Origin of the sequence: Pseudomonas soli, from assembly GCF_900110655.1 — a bacterium.
In the GTDB taxonomy this organism is placed as follows: Bacteria; Pseudomonadota; Gammaproteobacteria; order Pseudomonadales; family Pseudomonadaceae; genus Aquipseudomonas; species Aquipseudomonas soli.
Genome location: NZ_FOEQ01000001.1, coordinates 569,704 through 586,590, shown reverse-complemented (window position 1 = coordinate 586,590; position 16,887 = coordinate 569,704). Strand labels below are relative to the sequence as shown.

Sequence of the window (16,887 nt, the reverse complement as noted above, 5' to 3'; positions counted from 1 at the left end):
GGTCATAAGGCAAGTCTTGATAGCTATATCGTCTTGTGACGATATAGTCGCCAGCGGTGCTAGACTGGCGCCATGAATTATCTCGCGCACCTTCATCTGGGCGGCCCCGCGCCGCAGCAACTGCTTGGCAGCCTGTATGGCGATTTCGTCAAAGGCGAGCTCGCCGGGCGCTTCCCGCCTGTGCTGGAGGCTTCTATTCGGCTGCACCGGCACATTGATCGCTACACCGACAGCCACCCACTGGTGCTGGCGGCGCTGGCGCGTTTCCCGCGCGAGCGGCGGCGGTTCGCCGGGATCGTCGTGGATGTGTTCTTCGACCACTGTCTGGCGCGGCACTGGGCGGCGTATGCCGAACAGCCGCTGGCGCAATTCACCGATGATTTCTACAAGGTATTGCTCGCCGAGCCGGAGTTGCCGGGGCGGTTGGCGCGCATCGCGCCGGTGATGGCGGCCGACGACTGGCTGGGAGCGTATGGCGATTTCGCCACCCTGGAGCAGGTGTTTGCCGGGATTGCCCGGCGCCTGTCACGACCTGAGGGGATAGCTGGGGTGATGGTGGAACTGGAGCGGTTGTACGAGCCGTTGCTGGCGGACTTTCGCGAGTTCTATCCGCAGTTGCAGGCATTTGCCCGGGGACAGCAATCGGCTTGAGTCGGCAATCGCGGACTCAGGCTGCCCGAGCCTGTCGCCTCGGTGCGACCTCGACGTTCTCGGCGCCGAAAAGCGCCAGATGGACCGCCTGTTGCGCTTCGAAAGCCAGTACCGCGCGTTCCTTGCCCGCGCTGCCGATTGGCGGCAACAGGTGGATCAGCACTTGTCCGCGGTCCTGTGCGAACAGCCGCATCAAATGGGAAACCAGGTCGTCCTCGCCAATGAACGGCGCGATCGGATCGGTCTGGCCTGCGCGCAGGTACTGGATTGCCACCGGCTGTACTGGCGTGTTCTGGTCGATTGCTCCGGCCAGCAGGCGCCCATGGAAGGTGCGCAGGCTGCGACCGTCCGTGGTGGTGCCTTCGGGGAATATCAATAGAGGGCGTTGCTCGCCCAGTTGTTCGCTGATCTGCTCGCGCAGGCGCTGGGCATCGCCGCCTCCGCGACGAATGAACAGGGTCCCGGCCTTCTCGGCCAGCCAGCCGGCCAGCGGCCAGTGGCGCACCTCGGCCTTGGACAGGAACGACAGCGGGGTGAGCATGCCGAGCAGTGGGATGTCGGTCCACGACACATGGTTGCAGACCCACAGCATCGGCTGTTGCGGCAGCTCGCCCCTGACCTGCACTTCGAAGGGCAGGGCGGCGACCAGGCGCCCCATGAACATCCGTGTCCAGCGTTGGCGCTGTTCTATCGAGGCGCTCAGCCCCAGACGCTCGCCCAGGGCGATGACACTGGCCATGGCCAGCCCCAGGGCCAGTACCAGGAACAGCCGCAGCAGGCGGGCAGCGGCCCGTATGCGCGGCATCAGACCGCCGCCTTGAAGTGACGGGCATAGCGTGGGCAGAGGTCGTCGCGCTTGAGCAGGATGAACACGTCGGCGACCTGGAAGTCCTCGTCCCAGCACGGCTCGCCGCAGATCTTCGCGCCCAGGCGCATGTAGGCCTTGAGCAGCGGCGGCATTTCGGCGATGACGTTGTTCGGCAGCGGCAGGCTGGGCAGCGGGTTCTTCGGTTCGGCACGCAGGTGCTCGGTGCACAGGTAGCGTTCGCGCAGGCGCTGCATGATCGCATGGGCCTGCACGCCGCCGTCCTGCATGGGGATGCTGGCACAGCCCATCAGGTAGCTGTAGCGGCCCTCATTGAGCACCTCGGCCAATTCGCTCCAGAGCACGGCGATGGTGCCGCCGTTGCGGTAGGCCGGGTCGACGCAGGTACGGCCCAGTTCGAGGATCGGGCCCTGCAACTGCAACAGGCCGTGCAGGCTGAACTCCTCTTCGCTATAGAAGCGGCCGAGGCTGCTGGCGGCCTGGTGATCGAGCAGGCGGGTGGTGGCGACCAGTTGACCGGTGGCCAGGTCGCGCACGCCGATGTGGCGGCAGTGGATGTCGTAGTCGTCCATGTCCAGGCCGTGTTCGGCGCCCTTGAGCTTGGCCTTGAATTCGGCGCTGAACACCTTGAAACGCAGGGCCTGTGCTTCCTGCAGGGCCGCGGCGCCGACCAGGCGTTCGGCTTGCAGACGGCGTTCAGTGCTGGTGTCGCCAGAGCGAGCGATCCGGGTCATCGTGAGTCTCCATAAGCCAGCCAAAGGGTTGCGGCCGGTCGGCTTTGTTGTGCAAAGTCAGCCTAGGTACGCCCAGTGTCACTCCCGTGAATCTTTGGTGATGCTTGCGTGACACCCCTGAAAGGAGCTTGCGATGGCCTGGTTGCAACGACTCAACGACCCCTTGCGCCACCCGCTGGCGGCGCCCCTCGGTGAAACCTATGCGGCGGTGCTCGAGCGCCTGGGCACGGTGGCGCCGTTCGAGCTGGCGGTGCTGGGCGGGCGGGCCATGGCCACTCCCGGGCTGGCGTTCCTGCTCGGCTACCAGGCGGCGCTGCGGGTCCTATGGCCCAGCGCTCCGGCCAGCCTGGGCGCGTTGTGTGCCACCGAGCGGCGCAGCGTGCGCCCGGCGGACATGTACACCCGGCTGGACGGCCTGCGCCTGACCGGCAACAAGGACTTCGTCACCGCTGGGCTGGACGCCGAATGGCTGCTGGTGGCCGCTCGTCACGAAGGCGCGGGCGAGGCGCCGCGCTTGCAACTGGCGGTGGTCTATCCGGGCGAGCCGGGGGTCAGCCTCGAAGCCTTGCCGACACTGCCGTTGATGCCCGAAGTGGGGCATGGCCGCCTGCAGCTCAAGGATGCCGCGTGCGAGTTGCTGGCCGGTGATGGCTGGGATGCCTACGTCAAGCCGTTCCGCTCTCTCGAGGACCTGTATGTGCTCGCCGCGCTGGTGGCCTGGCTGCATGGCGTAGCCCAGGAGTGCGCCTGGCCGCAGGCCCTGCGCCTGAAGCTGATCGGCCTGCTCGCCGGGTGCGCCGAGGGCAGTCGGCAATGCCCGGACAGTGTGGCCTGCCATTTGCTGCTGGGAGGCCTGTTTGCTCAGTTCCACGATTTGCGAGGCGAGATCGACCAGGCGTTGGCCGCAGGGCCGGAGCACTGGGCGCAGTTGTGGCAACGCGACCAGGGCCTGCTGGCGCTGGCCGGCGCCGCCCGTGACAAGCGCCTGGCCAAGGCCTGGAGTGCCGCCGGACTGTCATGAAAGCCTGAGAGGCTGTGGGCACCTTTGAACCTGGGCCACTGTGCGCCCCATCGCGGCTGAAGCGGCTCCTACAGGCCATGCGCAACCTTTGTAGGAGCGGCTTCAGCCGCGATGGGCTGCAAAGCAGCCCCTTGCAGGACTCTCCATGAAGGCAGTGATGCTTGCCCTGGCCATGACCACAGCCCCGGCCTTGGCCGAAGACTGGCCCTCGGCGCAGTGGCCAGTCGATAACGCCGTTATCAACTGGCAAACCGTAGACACCTACGCCTTCGCGCCACACGATACCGAGCGCGGCGGCATTCGCACCGATGCGCTGTTGATCATCCGCGATGGCCGCATTCTGCATGAGCGCTACGCCGAGCCAACCCGTGTCGACACTGCGCACCTGACCTGGTCGGTGAGCAAGAGCGTGCTGGCCACGGTCATGGGCGTTGCCTACGGCGAAAGGCGCTTCCAGCTCGACGATCCGGCTTTGCGCTATTACCCGGCCTTGCAGGCGCACCCAACGTTGCGCCTGGCCGACCTGCTGCATTGGGCCAGTGGCCTGGCCTGGCAGGAAGATTACGAATACGCGCCGTTGAAGTCGTCGGTGGTGGCCATGCTCTACACCCGTGGCCGCACCGACATGGCCGCCTACACAGCGGCCAGGCCTGCCGCCAGTGCGCCCGGCACGCAGTTCGTCTACTCCAGCGGCGACAGCAACCTGCTGGCCGCCAGCCTGCGCGCCATGCTCGCGCCTGAGCGCTATGCCGACTATCCCTGGCAAGCCCTGTTCATGCCGCTGGGGATCGACAGCGCTGTCTGGGAGCGCGATGGCGCAGGCACTTATGTGGGCTCCTCGTACCTCTATCTCAGTGCTCGCGATCTGGCGCGCATCGGCCTGCTGATGCAGCGTGACGGGCGCTGGCGCGAGCAACAGTTGCTGCCGGCCGAGTGGGTGGCGTTCAACCGCACCTTGTTCAGCGCCGCGCAGCCTGTGCCGGGCGAGGCCAACCCCGGCGGGCACTGGTGGCTCAACCAGCCATTGCCCGGCCAGCCGGTGCCGTGGCCGGATGCGCCGAGCAATACGTTCGCCGCACTCGGCCACTGGGGTCAGGCGCTCTATGTACTACCCACGCAAAAGCTGGTGATCGTGCGCTACGCCGATGACCGCGATGGCAGCTTCAGCCACAACGAACTGCTCAAGCGGGTGCTGGACGCCGTGGCCGGGGAGGGCGCATGAAGCGGGTGGTGCTCCTGCTGTTATTGGCCGTGTCTGCCTGGGCCTGGCACGAGCGCCAGGCGTTGGCGGACTTCCCGGGCATCCTTTCGGCCTACTCGGCGAAAGAGTACTGCTCGTGCCGGTTCGTGATGGGTTTCCCTGAGGCCTATTGCCGGGGCTATGTGCGCCAGTACCTGCCCTTGGGCCTGCTGAAAGAGGACAGCCCCCGGCGCCTGGTCACCGCCGAGGGCCTTGGCCGGCGCAACCAGGCGGCCTGGCAGGGTCACCGCGAAGGCTGCCGCTTGCTGCCGTGAAACCGTGCGGGTAAGGTTGACGGCCTTGATTCACAGGATTTCACATGTTCAAGCCGTCCCGTCTGCTGCCCGCCCTCCTGCTCGCCCTGTGCCTGCCCGCCCATGCCAACTGGCACCTGGATGGCGAATCCTCGCGCCTGTCCTTCGTCACCGGCAAGAATGGCAATATCGCCGAGGTCAACCGTTTCCTGGTGCTGCATGGCAAGGTCGACCGCAAGGGCGCGGCTGAGGTCAGCATCGAGATGGACTCGATCAGCAGCGGCATCCCGCTGCGTGACGAGCGCATGCGTGACGGCCTGTTCGCCTTCGAACAGTTCCCCGAGGCCACGGTGCAGGCACAGATCGACCTGCGCCCGATCAACGACCTCGCCAACGGCGCGCAACTGGAGCTGCGCTTGCCGGTGAGCGTGACCCTGCATGGCCAGACCCGCAGCTACAACACCCTGCTGCTGGCCACGCGCCTGGACGAACGGCGTTTCCAGGTGGTGACCCTGGAGCCGCTGATCCTGCGTGCCTCGGAGTTCGGTCTCCTGCCGGGCCTGGAGAACCTGCGCAAGCTGGCCGGGCTCAAGTCGATCAACCCCTCGGTGCCGGTGAGCGCGGTGCTGATCTTCACCGCCCGCTGACATGCCGGGGCCGGTCTTCCCGTGGCGGGATGGCAACCAGTTCGAACTGCTGATCGACGGCCCCGAGTTCTTCCCGCGCATGCTTCTGGCGATCGTGCGTGCCGAGTATCAGGTCGACCTGGAGCTTTATCTGGTCGAGGCCGGGGCGTGCGCCGAGGCGGTGGTCGAGGTCCTGGAACAGGCCGCGCGGCGTGGCGTGCGGGTGCGTTGCCTGTTCGACGACTATGGCTCGCTGGCCTTTACCTCCGTCTTGCGTGAGCGCCTGCTGGCGGCGGGTGTCCAGCTGCGCTGGTACAACCGCCTGCGCTGGCGCCGGGGCCTGCGCAATCTCTATCGCGATCATCGCAAGCTGTTGCTGGTGGACGAGCGCTGGGCGGTGGTCGGCGGTACCGGGGTCACCGACGAGTTCTGGACACCCGAAGCCGACACCAGCGAGTGGCACGAAGTGATGGTGCGCATGGAGGGGCCGATCGTCACCGACTGGCAACTGTTGTTCGACCGCCAGTGGCACGCCAACCAGCGCCGCACCGCCTGGCGCCCGCCCGAGGGCTTCGGACTGCCGCGCCTGCCCCAGGTGCCGGCGCAGGGCCAGGGCATGGGCCGGGTGGCCTATGCCGACGCCCGCCAGCACAAGGACATCCTGCATGCGCTGGTGCGCGCCCTGAACAGCGGCCAGCGGCGCATCTGGCTGGCCACGCCGTACTTCCTGCCGACCTTCAGCGTGCGGCGCTCGCTGCGGCGTGCCGCGCAGAAGGGCATCGACGTGCGCCTGCTGCTCACCGGCCCGCGCACCGACCACCCGGCGGTGCGCTATGCCGGACATCGCTATTACCCAAGGCTGCTGCGCGCCGGGGTGCGGATCTTCGAATACCAGCCATGCTTCCTGCACCTGAAGATGGTGCTGGTGGACGACTGGGTCAGTGTCGGCTCGTGCAACTTCGATCACTGGAACCTGCGCTTCAACCTCGAGGCCAATGTCGAGGCCATCGACCCGCCACTGAGCGCGGCCGTGGCCGCCAGCTTCGAGCGCGATTTCGCCCAGAGCCTGGAAGTCGACCTCGCGCGCTGGCACGCCCGGCCACTGTGGCGTCGTGTGCAACAACGCCTATGGGGCTGGCTGGACCGGCTGGTGGCCAACCTGCTCGACCGCCGCGACTAGTCGCACGTATCGCGGTCGGGCAAAGCGGACTATCTTGCTGGGACTGTTCCCAGACTACCGAAGGAGTGGATACGATGACGGCGAAGAAGATTCTCATGCTGGTGGGCGATTACGTCGAAGACTACGAGGCGATGGTGCCGTTCCAGGCCTTGCTCATGGTCGGCCACACCGTGCATGCGGTCTGCCCGGAGAAGGTTGCGGGGCAGACGGTGCGCACGGCGATTCACGATTTCGAAGGCGAGCAGACCTACAGCGAGAAACCCGGGCATAACTTCGCCCTGAACTACGACTTCGTCCAGGTGCGCGCCGAGAGCTACGACGCCTTGCTGATCCCGGGCGGGCGGGCGCCGGAATACCTGCGCCTGAACGACAAGGTGCTGGAACTGGTCAGGGCGTTCGATCATGCGGGCAAGCCTATCGCCGCGGTGTGTCATGGCGCGCAGTTGCTGGCTGCGGCCGGGGTACTGGAAGGGCGCGAGTGCAGTGCCTACCCGGCGTGCGCCCCCGAAGTGCGTCTGGCGGGTGGACAGTTCATCGATATCGCGATGGACCAGGTTCATGTGGACGGCAACCTGGTGACAGCGCCGGCCTGGCCTGCTCATCCGGCGTGGCTTGCGGCGTTTCTCAAGGTGCTTGGGACGCGCATTCAGTAAGGGCGTCAGCATCAATGCGGGCGCGTTCAGGGGGTGGCGGTAGCGGTCATGGAGAAATACCTGTCGTGCCGGGACAAGGGCAAGTTGCGACGCCGATGGTAGGGTTTCCCCTCACGCCGGCTTGCCCGAGCGCGTTATCCACCGCGACCAGACGACTGCTTCTCCATGGAAATACGCCTGCTGCATGGCGCGGCGATTGCGCCTTACATCGATGAGCTTGCACGCTTGCGCCTGACGGTGTGGCGCGAGTATCCCTACCTCTATGAGGGGTCGCTGGAGCATGAGGCGAATCACTTGGCTACCTACGCCGACTCTGGCCGTAGCCTGATGGTGCTGGCGTTGGACGGCGGCCAAGTGGTAGGGGCCTCCACAGGCCTGCCGCTGATAGATGAAGCGCCTCGCTTCCAGCAACCGTTCCTCGCCCAGGGGCGTGATCCGACGTCGGTCTACTACTTCGGTGGCTCGGTGTTGCTACCTGCTTATCGCAGTCAGGGCCTGGGCGTACGCTTTTTCATCGAGCGCGAATCCTACGCACATAAGTTGGCGGAGTTCGATTACTGCACGTTCTGCGTCGTCGAGCGCCCAGGCATACACCCGCTGCGGCCTGCCAGTTACAAACCATTGCACGGTTTCTGGCGTAACCGCGGCTTCCTGCAGGACCCTTCATTACGCACCCGTCATGCCTGGTGCGATCTGGACGAGCAGGAAAGCAGCAACAAGATCATGTCGTTCTGGCTCAAGGCGCTACCGATATGATATGCCTGGCGGGGTGTCTACCGGCATGAACCTCATTATGGGAAGTACATTCGTCCGGTTGCCGGTTCCAGGGTCCTGTCGAAATCGAACGGACCTTTGGCACCGAACAATCGACGGTATCTGGAGATCTTCTGCATGGGCACTGTGGACCAGAGATTGCCGACGTCCAGCCTGTCCATGCGGCTTACACCTGGGACGTAAGTGATCTTGTCGGTACCATAAACCGGGCGTTGCAGCACATCGGCGATTCGTTGCGCCGCGCCGCTTTTTCCGCCCCAGCAGGCGAGCAGGACGATGGGCTCGCCTGCTGGGGCGTTGGCCACCCGCGGGGCTATCTCGCGCAGCGCGATGCGTGCTGCGTCTTCGTATTGGCCGGCCGCGTTCATCAAGACACCGTCCTTGCCCCCATGTGTTTCAAAAGCTTTTATCCCTCTGCCCCACGCATCGTCGTACCAGACGACCTCTGCTCGGTTGGTTCTGGGGTTTCTGAACATGACGTCAATGGGAGGCTGAGGATTCTTGGGGGCGTGAACCGCAGGCTTTCTCAGTGCATTGCTGCGCTTGAGGGTGCTGACGCTTTTTCCAGCCATCCGTGTCAAGCCCCCCGTGGCAAGACTGGATAGCCCTGTGCCTAACGATATCCAGCCGAGCACGTTGGCGGCTTGCTCATTCTTGCCTTGCACTTGCATCGCCATGGCTGCCGCTCCCGTGCCCAGGGACACGATGTTGAGTGTCGCCGTCGCCACGGCCAGTGCACCGCTGGCACTGAGAATACCGCCAGCGGCCAGCGCGGCGCCGGCGGCGCCAAAGCTGGCGACCGTGGCCAGGGCTCCGACCGCCAGACCAATGCCGGCTATTACCCAGGTCTGCCAGCTGTGCCCATCTGGGTCGATGCGGTTGACCGGGTCGCCGCCACAATAGGTATAGGCATTGATACCGCCATGACCGAACGGGCTTTCGCTGTCGGGCGCGAGGAAACACATCAGCAATGGGTCGTAGGGCCGATAGCCTGCGGCGATGTACCAGCCGGTCAGGGGTTCACGGCGTTCCCCTGCATATCCGAATGGCTGTTGCTGGTCGTTGCCCTGTTCGCTGCCGTGAGGGCTGTATTGCAGCATGCGCACCTGGTCACCGGCGTTGAGGCGCACCGAGCCTTGGCCGTCGCAGCCTAGCAAAGTGGTCTGGCGTACACCTTCGGTGATCGCGCTCACGGCGAACAGCGTGCTGCCGTCGCCAATCACTTCAAGCGTGGTGTTCCCCCGGTGCTCATGGGTCAGTTGCCTGCCGCTGAAGAAACTGCGGTTGAGCGAGCCATTGATCGTTCGGTCGCGCAGCTGGCCATTCGGGGTGTAGCGGTACTCGCATGTCTTGCCCCCATGTTCGACACTTTGCAGTCGTTCGTGGGCGTCCCACGTCAGTTTGCGACCCAGGCTGTCTGCGATGACGCGCCCGTGGGCATCGTAGGTAAGCTCGATCCGCGCCGGCCAGCTGGAATGGCTATGATCGATCGCCACGACCCGGCAAGGGTCAGCGGCTGCGTAGTGGAACTGGGCGATATCTTCGCTGCCGTCGTTGAAACGACTGATGACCTGTCGATAGCCGTCGAGTTCATTGAAGACAAACCGTTGCTCGACGATGGCGTTGCCGAACGGGTCCCTCGGTGCAGCATTGGTGTTCGCGGTAAAGCGCACCATGCGGCCTCGCGAATCGTAGGCGAAGCGTTCGTCTGCCTCTTGCTGGCCGTACTTGCCAGTACGTCGGATGAGCTGATCGAGCGCGTTGTAGCCGAGGGTTTGGGTGAAGGTTCGAGTTGCACCGTTTTCGGTCAAGCTGAAGGTGTTGCTGGCTTCTCGCCCCATGGCATCGTAGCTCAGTTGCCTGACCAGCACGCGGGCATCCTGATCCTGCGTGGTGGCTTGAGCGACGCGCGACAGTGCATCATAGGAAATGCGCGTACTGACCTTGCCTGTGATGATTTGCGCGAGCCTGCCGAGGGCATCGTAATGGCGTTGTTGTTCGGTGCCGTTGGCGCCCACGAAACCCAGTGGCTTGCCACCTAGCGATGTGCGCCAATGGGTAATGTGCTCGGCGCCATCGATGACCCAGGACTCCTGCTGCGGCAAGCCGGCGGGGGAGAAGCTCCACTTCAGCGTCCCCAGGGCACCACTGGCCTCGGTGGGCTGACCCAGGCAAGGGTGATAGTGCAGTTGTTCGCTGTGGCCGCCCTCGGTACTGGACGAAAGCAGTACGTCATTCAGTTGTGGTTCGTAGGCGAAGTCCACGCGTCGACCATCGGCAAGCGTATTGGCGCAGGGAGGCAACTGGCCCGGGCGGTAGTGGTAGAGGGTGGTGCGCCCGGCCACCTCTACCGCACGCTGGCGGCCCAGGCCGTCGAAAGTCTGCCGGCCCAAGGTAATGGCATTCATGCTTGTTCCTCCTGCGCAGGGGCGGTGGTGGTAATCAATTCGGGATGCTGTCCATCGCTGTGGGGCGCGAAGTGCCAGGCGAGGGTTGTGCCATCTTCCAAGACCTTTTCGATGACCCGCGAATAGTGGTCATATCGGTAGCGGGTAACGGTAGTGGACATGTTCGGTACGCTGAGCCGCTCTTCGACCACCCTGTCCAGGCCATCGCGCACCCACTTCAAGGTGCGGGCAAGATTGTTGTTGCAATCGTAGTGCTGCTGTTCGATGGGGCTCCCCGCAAGGTTTTTCAGGGTCACGGTCCGAGGGCTGCAGAGTCCGCCCGCAGCTTGCCATTGTTCGCAGCGACGGGTGATTGGGTCATGGAGCGTGTGTGCATGTATGCCGTGGGCGTCAATGGTCAGGGCGGTCTGCCCCCAGTCGTCGAAGGCAATGATGGTAGTCAGGGACAGCGGGCCAGGAGAGTCCTTTGACAACCAGTCCTGGGTCGTCCGGCGTATCTGCCGGCCCAGGGCATCGAATTGGCAATGCATGATTTCAAGGAAGCGGCCGGGCTCGTTGTCCAGGTCTTCCAATTCGATACGCCGGGTACGTCCATCGCCGTCGAGCCACAGACGCTGGCGTTGGCCGGTAACCTCCACCAGCTCGATCATCATTGGCGGCAGGACGCTGGAGCCTTGCAGGTTCACCGCCAGTGCGTCGCCCAGGTGGTAACGCACCAGGCGCTGTGTCTGGTACGGGCTATCGGCTGAGTTGAGTGTTCGGACGATACGGCCAATCTGGTCATACTCGTAGCGGGTGAGCGCCCCGCTTTCGCTACGTTCCCAAGTGGTCTGGCCTGTGAGCAGTGACTGCGCGCTGTCGTGGGTCGAGCGGTTCACGTCGTCGTTCTCGAAGCCGATCACCGTGGTCCGCAAGAGCAGTTCGCCGTTTGCCTGCCCATAGTGGTATTCGGTAGCGGTTGACTTGTCGTTGAGGGTCGTGACGCTTCGCTGGATTCGCCCGTAACAGGTATGAGGTTGATGGAAATACGTGTGGCGGGTCTCCTCCAGCGTGCGGCTGTCCAACTCGTCAAGCAACTGTTCACGCTCGACCACGATATGCGCAGGGGCATCGACCACCCGTGAAGGAAGTGGCGCATAGGTGTACGTGCTGCTCAACACCGGAGCTGAGCCATCAGCTTTGGCTGGCCGAATAGTTTTCTTGCGCACAAAGCGCACCATCCCCAGGGGATCCGCTGGGCAACCTTCTCCCCCTTCGGCGGGATAGTAGCAATTGATTTCACAGATCCCGGTTGGGTAGTCGACCTGGGTGATGTTGCCGTAGTTATCGTACTGATAAAGCGTCGTTTCGGTGCGAATGGCCCCAGGGCGGCGATGGTCCGTGTAAGTGGTCGAGACCTGATGGGGGAGCTGGCAGGTACTGGATTGCTCCTCCCAGGTTTTGCCAGGATCGATACCATAGCGGGTATGCGTGCTGATCTCGCAATCGCCTCGTCTCGAGCTTTCCAGGAGGGGCAGATGAAAGCGGTTCCAGGTGCGGGTGATGGTATCCAGGGGCGTGCCCTGCGCATCGCTGACCGTTTCGACCACTTCGTACTGGTAGTCGCTTTCGACCTGGTAGAGGTTGTCCCGTCCGTGCTCCCAGGAAAACGCCTGGGCGCTGCCGAAGCCAAGGAAATTGGCCGTGCCGACCCATCGGTAGTGGTGCATCCGTTCGGTGTCGGGGGTGCCGGCGCTGTGGGTCCATGATTCGACCCGCGGCAGGTGGGAAAACGGTGCGTTGGCCTGCAACTGATGGCCGTCGGCCCCGGTCGCCCACTTGACGATGTCATGGGCACCCAGCGGGCTGTCCACGGTGGTGGGCAGCAGCAGGCGAGCGCCATTGTCCAGGAGCAGGTCGTCGTACTCGATTACGAAGGGACGCTGGATGCCGGGCACGTGGATTTCGCTGAGTCGGTCATTGCTCAGCGCCAGGCGCAACTTGAGCGCTTGTGAGGTATCCGGGTTGACGATGAGATGGACTTCATCCTCCAGCTGATCCACATTCAGCAGCGCGCGCTGTTCATCACGGATCCGCTGGAGAATGAAATGGTCGTCATTGCCGTAGGGGGCCCAGTCGATGAACAGGCGATGGCCCTCCGGGGAGTGCATTTCCTCAACCAGATAGCACCCACTGTCTTCCTGCTCACGCAGGATTTCGCACTCTCCGGACTTCTTGTCTACCCGGAAATCGCCGTTGTGTTGTGGAGTGACCCGCAGCGTCGGGAGTTTTTGATCGGTGAAGGTCAACGGCGTGTCGGGTGCGAATGTGGAAGCATCTTGATCAATGGCGTACTGCTCGCCGGAGGCGAGCCTCAGGGTGTTCCGGTCGAGCTCGGACAGCCCAATGGTCCAACCTAGTCCGTAGCCTTTGTTGATACTTGAACCCAGCACGCTGAAGGCCAGGGTGACCGAGAGCGCCGGTCCACTCAGCTGGTTGGCGGGAGGGAGCGGCAGGGAGACCGCGAGGGTGAACTGGCCGGTACGGTTGTCCACGCCGGTTTTCATGAAGCCCAGAAAATTACTGGCTTGGGTATGTATCGAAGACATCAGGTGTTTCCTGGCGCAGGGGAGAGATCGGTACCCTTTCGATGGACACCGATTTTCTGGGAAGGTCAGGCGTTGTTCGCGTTTACCGTGAAGGACACATGTTTGCCTGCTTCTGCGACAGAGAACTCGACTTCATAGGCGTTGCCATGCTGGTCGATCACGTTCCAGATACTGCGCCTCGACTCGGAACTGCTGTAGTGGCGGTTATAGAAGCGCCTGGCGTACAGATGAATCAGCATGTGGCCAGGACGCTGGTGATAGGCTCGGTCTGAGTCTGGAGATTTCACCGTGAATGGCTGGCCTACCTCATAGACTGTTACCTTGCGGTGCTGGCTGTAGTCATTGGTGAGCTGGAACGAGATCAATGCGTGAGCCCAAGCGTTCATTTCATAGATGGCGTGAGAGGCCGGAGTGGCCAGTGCCCGGCTTTCGACCATCACGGTTCTCGGATCGGTAAATCCGAAGTAACCGGCGGTTTCTTCGAACTCATCATCCCAGTAATTCAGGTTCAAGCTCGGGAGCTTGTACTTGAGGGGGGACTCGACGCTCAGTTGGAAGAGGTCTTTGTGGGCCGGCACAGGCGCAATTGACTCAATAACGACCGACGACTTGAAGGGTTCGGCATTGGTGACGAAGAGATGATCTTCATCCATCCAGATCGCCGCGTGGATTTGGCTGAGCGTGCCTCCAGGACGCTTCGACGACACATAGAAACGTCGGTGAATGGCGTTGGAGGATGACGCCATCAGCGCGCTGGGTGCGCTGCCGCTGGCGTTATGGTAGACGAATCGCTCGTCGCGCTGCGTATGCGCGTACAGGTCCGGATGATCCAGTACTCGAGGATTGCCTTCGTCATCGATCTGGACCAGGGTTAGCGAGTTGAGACTTTCTCGAGAGATGGTCTGGCCGTTCCGAGGTTCAAGTGTGACTGTGATCTCCACCTGTTGGCGGCCATTGGCATAAACGCGACGGGAGTTGGAGGTGATATCCAGTTGGAAACGGCGTAGCCATTGATTGGCTTTTACGGTGTTGCTCATGAGGTCTGCCTCTGCAGGAGATGAGGCCTCATTTGAGTCGGAAATTACGCTTTGAGAGCAGTACATATTGCTGGCTGTAGGAGCCAGCATCAATTTCTTGCGAGCAAAAAAAACCGCTCCTCAAGGGAGCGGCTTGTTTCCTACTGCGGTGTAGACGTTACTTCACTTCCACCGCCAGGCTTTCGGCGATCTTGCTCTGCCACAGCGCAGGGCCGGTGATGTGCACCGATTCACCCTTGCTGTCCACCGCGACGGTGACCGGCATGTCCTTCACTTCGAACTCGTAGATCGCTTCCATACCCAGCTCGGCGAAGGCCAGGACCTTCGACTTGCGGATGGCCTGGGCCACCAGGTAGGCGGCGCCGCCGACGGCCATCAGGTACACGGCCTTGTTGTCCTTGATCGCCTCGATGGCGGTCGGGCCACGTTCGGACTTGCCGATCATGCCCAGCAGGCCGGTCTGTTCGAGGATCTGGCGGGTGAACTTGTCCATCCGCGTGGCGGTGGTCGGGCCTGCCGGGCCGACTACTTCGTCACCGACCGGGTCGACCGGGCCGACGTAGTAGATGAAGCGGCCTTTGAGGTCCACAGGCAGCTCTTCGCCACGGTTGAGCATCTCGACCATGCGCTTGTGCGCGGCGTCGCGGCCGGTGAGCATCTTGCCGTTGAGCAGGATGGTCTCGCCGGGCTGCCAGCTGGCAACCTCTTCCGGAGTGATCTCGTCGAGGTTCACGCGGCGAGCACTTGGGCCGGCTTCCCAGACGATTTCCGGGTAAGCGTCCAGCGACGGCGCTTCCAGCTCGGCAGGGCCGGAGCCGTCGAGCACGAAGTGGGCGTGACGGGTCGCGGCGCAGTTGGGGATCATGCACACCGGCAAGGAGGCGGCGTGGGTTGGGTAGTCCATGATCTTGACGTCGAGCACGGTGGTCAGGCCGCCGAGACCTTGGGCGCCGATACCCAACTGGTTGACCTTGTCGAACAGCTCCAGACGGATCTCTTCGATGCGATTTTGCGGGCCACGGGCTTTCAGCTCATGGATGTCGATGGATTCCATCAACACTTCCTTGGCCATCACCGCGGCCTTCTCGGCGGTGCCGCCGATGCCGATGCCGAGCATGCCGGGCGGGCACCAGCCAGCGCCCATGGTCGGCACGGTCTTGAGCACCCAGTCGACGATCGAGTCGGAAGGGTTGAGCATGGCCATCTTCGACTTGTTCTCCGAGCCGCCGCCCTTGGCTGCGACATCGACCTCGACCTTGTCGCCCGGGACGATGGAGTAGTGGATCACTGCCGGCGTGTTGTCCTTGGTGTTCTTGCGGGCACCGGCCGGGTCGGCCAGGATCGAGGCGCGCAGGACGTTCTCGGGCAGGTTATAGGCGCGGCGCACACCTTCGTTGATCATGTCGTCGACGCTCAGGGTGGCGCCGTCCCAGCGCACGTCCATGCCGACGCGCACGAATACGGTGACGATGCCGGTGTCCTGGCAGATTGGGCGGTGGCCGGTGGCGCACATGCGCGAGTTGATCAGGATCTGGGCGATCGAGTCACGCGCGGCAGGCGACTCTTCACGCAGGTAGGCCTCGTGCATCGCCTGGATGAAGTCGACGGGGTGGTAGTACGAAATGAATTGCAGGGCGTCGGCGACGCTCTGAATCAGGTCGTCTTGCTTGATCACGGTCATGCAGCGCGCTCCTCTTAAAGACGGGAACATTCGAAAAGGCATTCCGACAGTGCACACCTGTATGTCAGGAACGCCTGGCAAGGCGCCGGCTGGTCGGGCCGGCACAAAAAAGGCGCGGCAGTATACCGTGCCCCGCCTGCGGAAACACCTGCACGTGGTCTGGACCAAGGTCGGCAGGGAAGGGGCATCCTTTTTGCTGATGACATGCGATGCTGTTGTATCGGGAGCGTTTCGCCGGCAATGGGGCGCAAAGCGCCCCTGGAAAACCTTGAATCGAATGAGAAACCTGACCATGCCCGAACTTTGCGTGGGCGAGCGCCAATGGGCAGTGCCAAGCGGCAGCAATCTACTGGATGCCCTCAACGAGGCAGGCCTGGATGTGCCCTACAGCTGCCGCGCCGGCAGCTGCCACGCCTGCCTGGTACGTTGCCTCGATGGCCAGCCCGAGGATGCCAGGCCCGAGGCCCTGAGTGCGGCCCAGCGCGACGAGGGCTGGCGCCTGGCCTGCCAGTGCTCGGTGGCCAGCGACTTGCGGGTGGCGCTGTTCGATCCGCTGCAGGATGGCCTGCCAGCCACGGTGGTTGCACTGGATTGGTTCGGCGACGTGCTGCGCCTGCGTCTGCGCCCAGGCCGGACGCTACGCTACCAGGCTGGCCAGCATCTGGTGCTGTGGTGCGGCGATGTGGCCCGCCCCTACTCGCTGGCGAGCCTGCCGGCAGAGAATGAGGCGCTGGAGTTTCACCTGGATTGCAGCCGCCCCGGCGCGTTTTGCGACAGGGCCCGGCAGTTGCACGTAGGCGATGCGCTGAGGCTGGGTGAGCTGCGCGGCGGTGCACTGCACTACGACCCTGACTGGCAGGCGCGGCCTTTGTGGCTGCTGGCGGCGGGCACCGGGCTGGCGCCCTTGTGGGGTATCCTGCGCGAGGCCCTGCGTCAGGGGCATCAGGGCGAAATTCGGCTGCTGCATGTGGCGCGCACGCCAGCCGGGCACTACTTGGCGGAGGCATTGCAGGCGGTGGACGGGGTGAAGGTGGAGTTGGTGCTGGTCGAGCAGTTGGATGAGGCGCTGGCCGGTTTGCGCCTGCCGTCGCGCCAGACCATGGCATTGCTGTGCGGGGCGCCGACAAGTGTCGAACGGTTCGCCCGGCGCCTGTTCATTGCCGGGGTACCGCGGAATCAGGTGTTGGCGGATGTGTTCACCGAGCATGCCTAGG

Annotated in this window: 15 protein-coding genes; 9 read left to right on the top strand and 6 right to left on the bottom strand. The window is 63.6% G+C overall.

Annotation, left to right across the window (positions count from 1 at the left end; genetic code table 11):
- Positions 1 to 72 precede the first annotated feature (72 nt).
- Positions 73 to 651 (top strand): acyl carrier protein phosphodiesterase, encoded by a 579-nt coding sequence (locus tag BMY03_RS02715; protein WP_094010189.1) that lies wholly within the window; start codon positions 73 to 75, stop codon positions 649 to 651.
- A 16-nt stretch (positions 652 to 667) separates the two neighbouring features.
- On the opposite strand, the gene BMY03_RS02710 is transcribed toward BMY03_RS02715, so the two are convergent.
- Together BMY03_RS02710 and olsB are read right to left on the bottom strand one after the other, a co-directional pair.
- Positions 668 to 1,456, bottom strand: coding sequence for a lysophospholipid acyltransferase family protein (locus BMY03_RS02710; RefSeq protein ID WP_094010188.1), 789 nt, complete (start codon positions 1,454 to 1,456; stop codon positions 668 to 670).
- Complete coding sequence (olsB, locus tag BMY03_RS02705) at positions 1,456 to 2,211, bottom strand: L-ornithine N(alpha)-acyltransferase (protein WP_038705508.1); 756 nt, start codon at positions 2,209 to 2,211, stop codon at positions 1,456 to 1,458. Before olsB ends, BMY03_RS02710 begins: the two co-directional genes overlap by 1 nt.
- A 133-nt stretch (positions 2,212 to 2,344) precedes the next feature.
- Here olsB and BMY03_RS02700 point away from each other — a divergent pair, with 133 nt between their 5' ends.
- The 7 genes from BMY03_RS02700 (at position 2,345) to BMY03_RS02670 (ending at position 7,941) form a co-directional block, all read left to right on the top strand.
- Positions 2,345 to 3,232 (top strand): acyl-CoA dehydrogenase middle domain-containing protein, encoded by an 888-nt coding sequence (locus BMY03_RS02700; RefSeq protein WP_094010187.1) that lies wholly within the window; start codon positions 2,345 to 2,347, stop codon positions 3,230 to 3,232.
- Between the two features lie 145 nt (positions 3,233 to 3,377).
- Positions 3,378 to 4,454 carry a serine hydrolase domain-containing protein gene (locus BMY03_RS02695; protein WP_094010186.1) on the top strand — a complete coding sequence of 359 codons (1,077 nt, stop codon included), beginning with the start codon at positions 3,378 to 3,380 and terminating at the stop codon, positions 4,452 to 4,454.
- Positions 4,451 to 4,747: an amidase gene (locus BMY03_RS02690; RefSeq protein WP_094010185.1), complete on the top strand. Its 297-nt coding sequence runs from the start codon at positions 4,451 to 4,453 to the stop codon at positions 4,745 to 4,747. Before BMY03_RS02695 ends, BMY03_RS02690 begins: the two co-directional genes overlap by 4 nt.
- Positions 4,748 to 4,791: 44 nt before the next feature.
- Positions 4,792 to 5,373 carry a YceI family protein gene (locus BMY03_RS02685; RefSeq protein WP_023632820.1) on the top strand — a complete coding sequence of 194 codons (582 nt, stop codon included), beginning with the start codon at positions 4,792 to 4,794 and terminating at the stop codon, positions 5,371 to 5,373.
- A gap of 1 nt (position 5,374) precedes the next feature.
- Positions 5,375 to 6,532: a phospholipase D-like domain-containing protein gene (locus BMY03_RS02680; RefSeq protein WP_094010184.1), complete on the top strand. Its 1,158-nt coding sequence runs from the start codon at positions 5,375 to 5,377 to the stop codon at positions 6,530 to 6,532.
- A 74-nt stretch (positions 6,533 to 6,606) separates the two neighbouring features.
- Entirely contained in the window at positions 6,607 to 7,185 is a 579-nt protein-coding gene (locus BMY03_RS02675) for a DJ-1/PfpI family protein (RefSeq protein ID WP_094010183.1), read from the top strand.
- A gap of 165 nt (positions 7,186 to 7,350) precedes the next feature.
- A complete protein-coding gene (locus BMY03_RS02670; RefSeq protein WP_094010182.1) occupies positions 7,351 to 7,941 on the top strand; it encodes a GNAT family acetyltransferase in 591 nt (196 codons plus the stop codon).
- Between the two features lie 35 nt (positions 7,942 to 7,976).
- Here the strand turns inward: BMY03_RS02670 and BMY03_RS02665 are convergent, their stop codons facing one another.
- From BMY03_RS02665 to BMY03_RS02650, 4 genes are all read right to left on the bottom strand, one after another.
- Entirely contained in the window at positions 7,977 to 10,367 is a 2,391-nt protein-coding gene (locus BMY03_RS02665) for an RHS repeat-associated core domain-containing protein (RefSeq protein WP_094010181.1), read from the bottom strand.
- Entirely contained in the window at positions 10,364 to 12,955 is a 2,592-nt protein-coding gene (locus BMY03_RS02660; RefSeq protein ID WP_094010180.1) for an RHS repeat domain-containing protein, read from the bottom strand. Before BMY03_RS02660 ends, BMY03_RS02665 begins: the two co-directional genes overlap by 4 nt.
- Positions 12,956 to 13,020: 65 nt before the next feature.
- Complete coding sequence (locus BMY03_RS02655) at positions 13,021 to 13,992, bottom strand: hypothetical protein (RefSeq protein WP_023629004.1); 972 nt, start codon at positions 13,990 to 13,992, stop codon at positions 13,021 to 13,023.
- Between the two features lie 157 nt (positions 13,993 to 14,149).
- Positions 14,150 to 15,673 carry a fumarate hydratase gene (locus BMY03_RS02650; RefSeq protein WP_023629003.1) on the bottom strand — a complete coding sequence of 508 codons (1,524 nt, stop codon included), beginning with the start codon at positions 15,671 to 15,673 and terminating at the stop codon, positions 14,150 to 14,152.
- A gap of 292 nt (positions 15,674 to 15,965) precedes the next feature.
- Here BMY03_RS02650 and BMY03_RS02645 point away from each other — a divergent pair, with 292 nt between their 5' ends.
- Entirely contained in the window at positions 15,966 to 16,886 is a 921-nt protein-coding gene (locus tag BMY03_RS02645) for an iron-sulfur-binding ferredoxin reductase (RefSeq protein WP_094010179.1), read from the top strand.
- Position 16,887 lies beyond the last annotated feature (1 nt).

Bases quoted from the DNA above. Each gene is read 5' to 3' on its own strand.
- BMY03_RS02645 (WP_094010179.1), top strand. From the start codon at position 15,966: ATGCCCGAACTTTGCGTGGGCGAGCGCCAATGGGCAGTGCCAAGCGGC.
- BMY03_RS02700 (WP_094010187.1), top strand. From the start codon at position 2,345: ATGGCCTGGTTGCAACGACTCAACGACCCCTTGCGCCACCCGCTGGCG.
- BMY03_RS02680 (WP_094010184.1), top strand. From the start codon at position 5,375: ATGCCGGGGCCGGTCTTCCCGTGGCGGGATGGCAACCAGTTCGAACTG.
- BMY03_RS02715 (WP_094010189.1), top strand. From the start codon at position 73: ATGAATTATCTCGCGCACCTTCATCTGGGCGGCCCCGCGCCGCAGCAA.
- BMY03_RS02660 (WP_094010180.1), bottom strand. From the start codon at position 12,955: ATGTCTTCGATACATACCCAAGCCAGTAATTTTCTGGGCTTCATGAAA.
- olsB (WP_038705508.1), bottom strand. From the start codon at position 2,211: ATGACCCGGATCGCTCGCTCTGGCGACACCAGCACTGAACGCCGTCTG.
- BMY03_RS02665 (WP_094010181.1), bottom strand. From the start codon at position 10,367: ATGAATGCCATTACCTTGGGCCGGCAGACTTTCGACGGCCTGGGCCGC.
- BMY03_RS02655 (WP_023629004.1), bottom strand. From the start codon at position 13,992: ATGAGCAACACCGTAAAAGCCAATCAATGGCTACGCCGTTTCCAACTG.
- BMY03_RS02685 (WP_023632820.1), top strand. From the start codon at position 4,792: ATGTTCAAGCCGTCCCGTCTGCTGCCCGCCCTCCTGCTCGCCCTGTGC.
- BMY03_RS02650 (WP_023629003.1), bottom strand. From the start codon at position 15,673: ATGACCGTGATCAAGCAAGACGACCTGATTCAGAGCGTCGCCGACGCC.
- BMY03_RS02675 (WP_094010183.1), top strand. From the start codon at position 6,607: ATGACGGCGAAGAAGATTCTCATGCTGGTGGGCGATTACGTCGAAGAC.
- BMY03_RS02690 (WP_094010185.1), top strand. From the start codon at position 4,451: ATGAAGCGGGTGGTGCTCCTGCTGTTATTGGCCGTGTCTGCCTGGGCC.
- BMY03_RS02710 (WP_094010188.1), bottom strand. From the start codon at position 1,456: ATGCCGCGCATACGGGCCGCTGCCCGCCTGCTGCGGCTGTTCCTGGTA.
- BMY03_RS02670 (WP_094010182.1), top strand. From the start codon at position 7,351: ATGGAAATACGCCTGCTGCATGGCGCGGCGATTGCGCCTTACATCGAT.
- BMY03_RS02695 (WP_094010186.1), top strand. From the start codon at position 3,378: ATGAAGGCAGTGATGCTTGCCCTGGCCATGACCACAGCCCCGGCCTTG.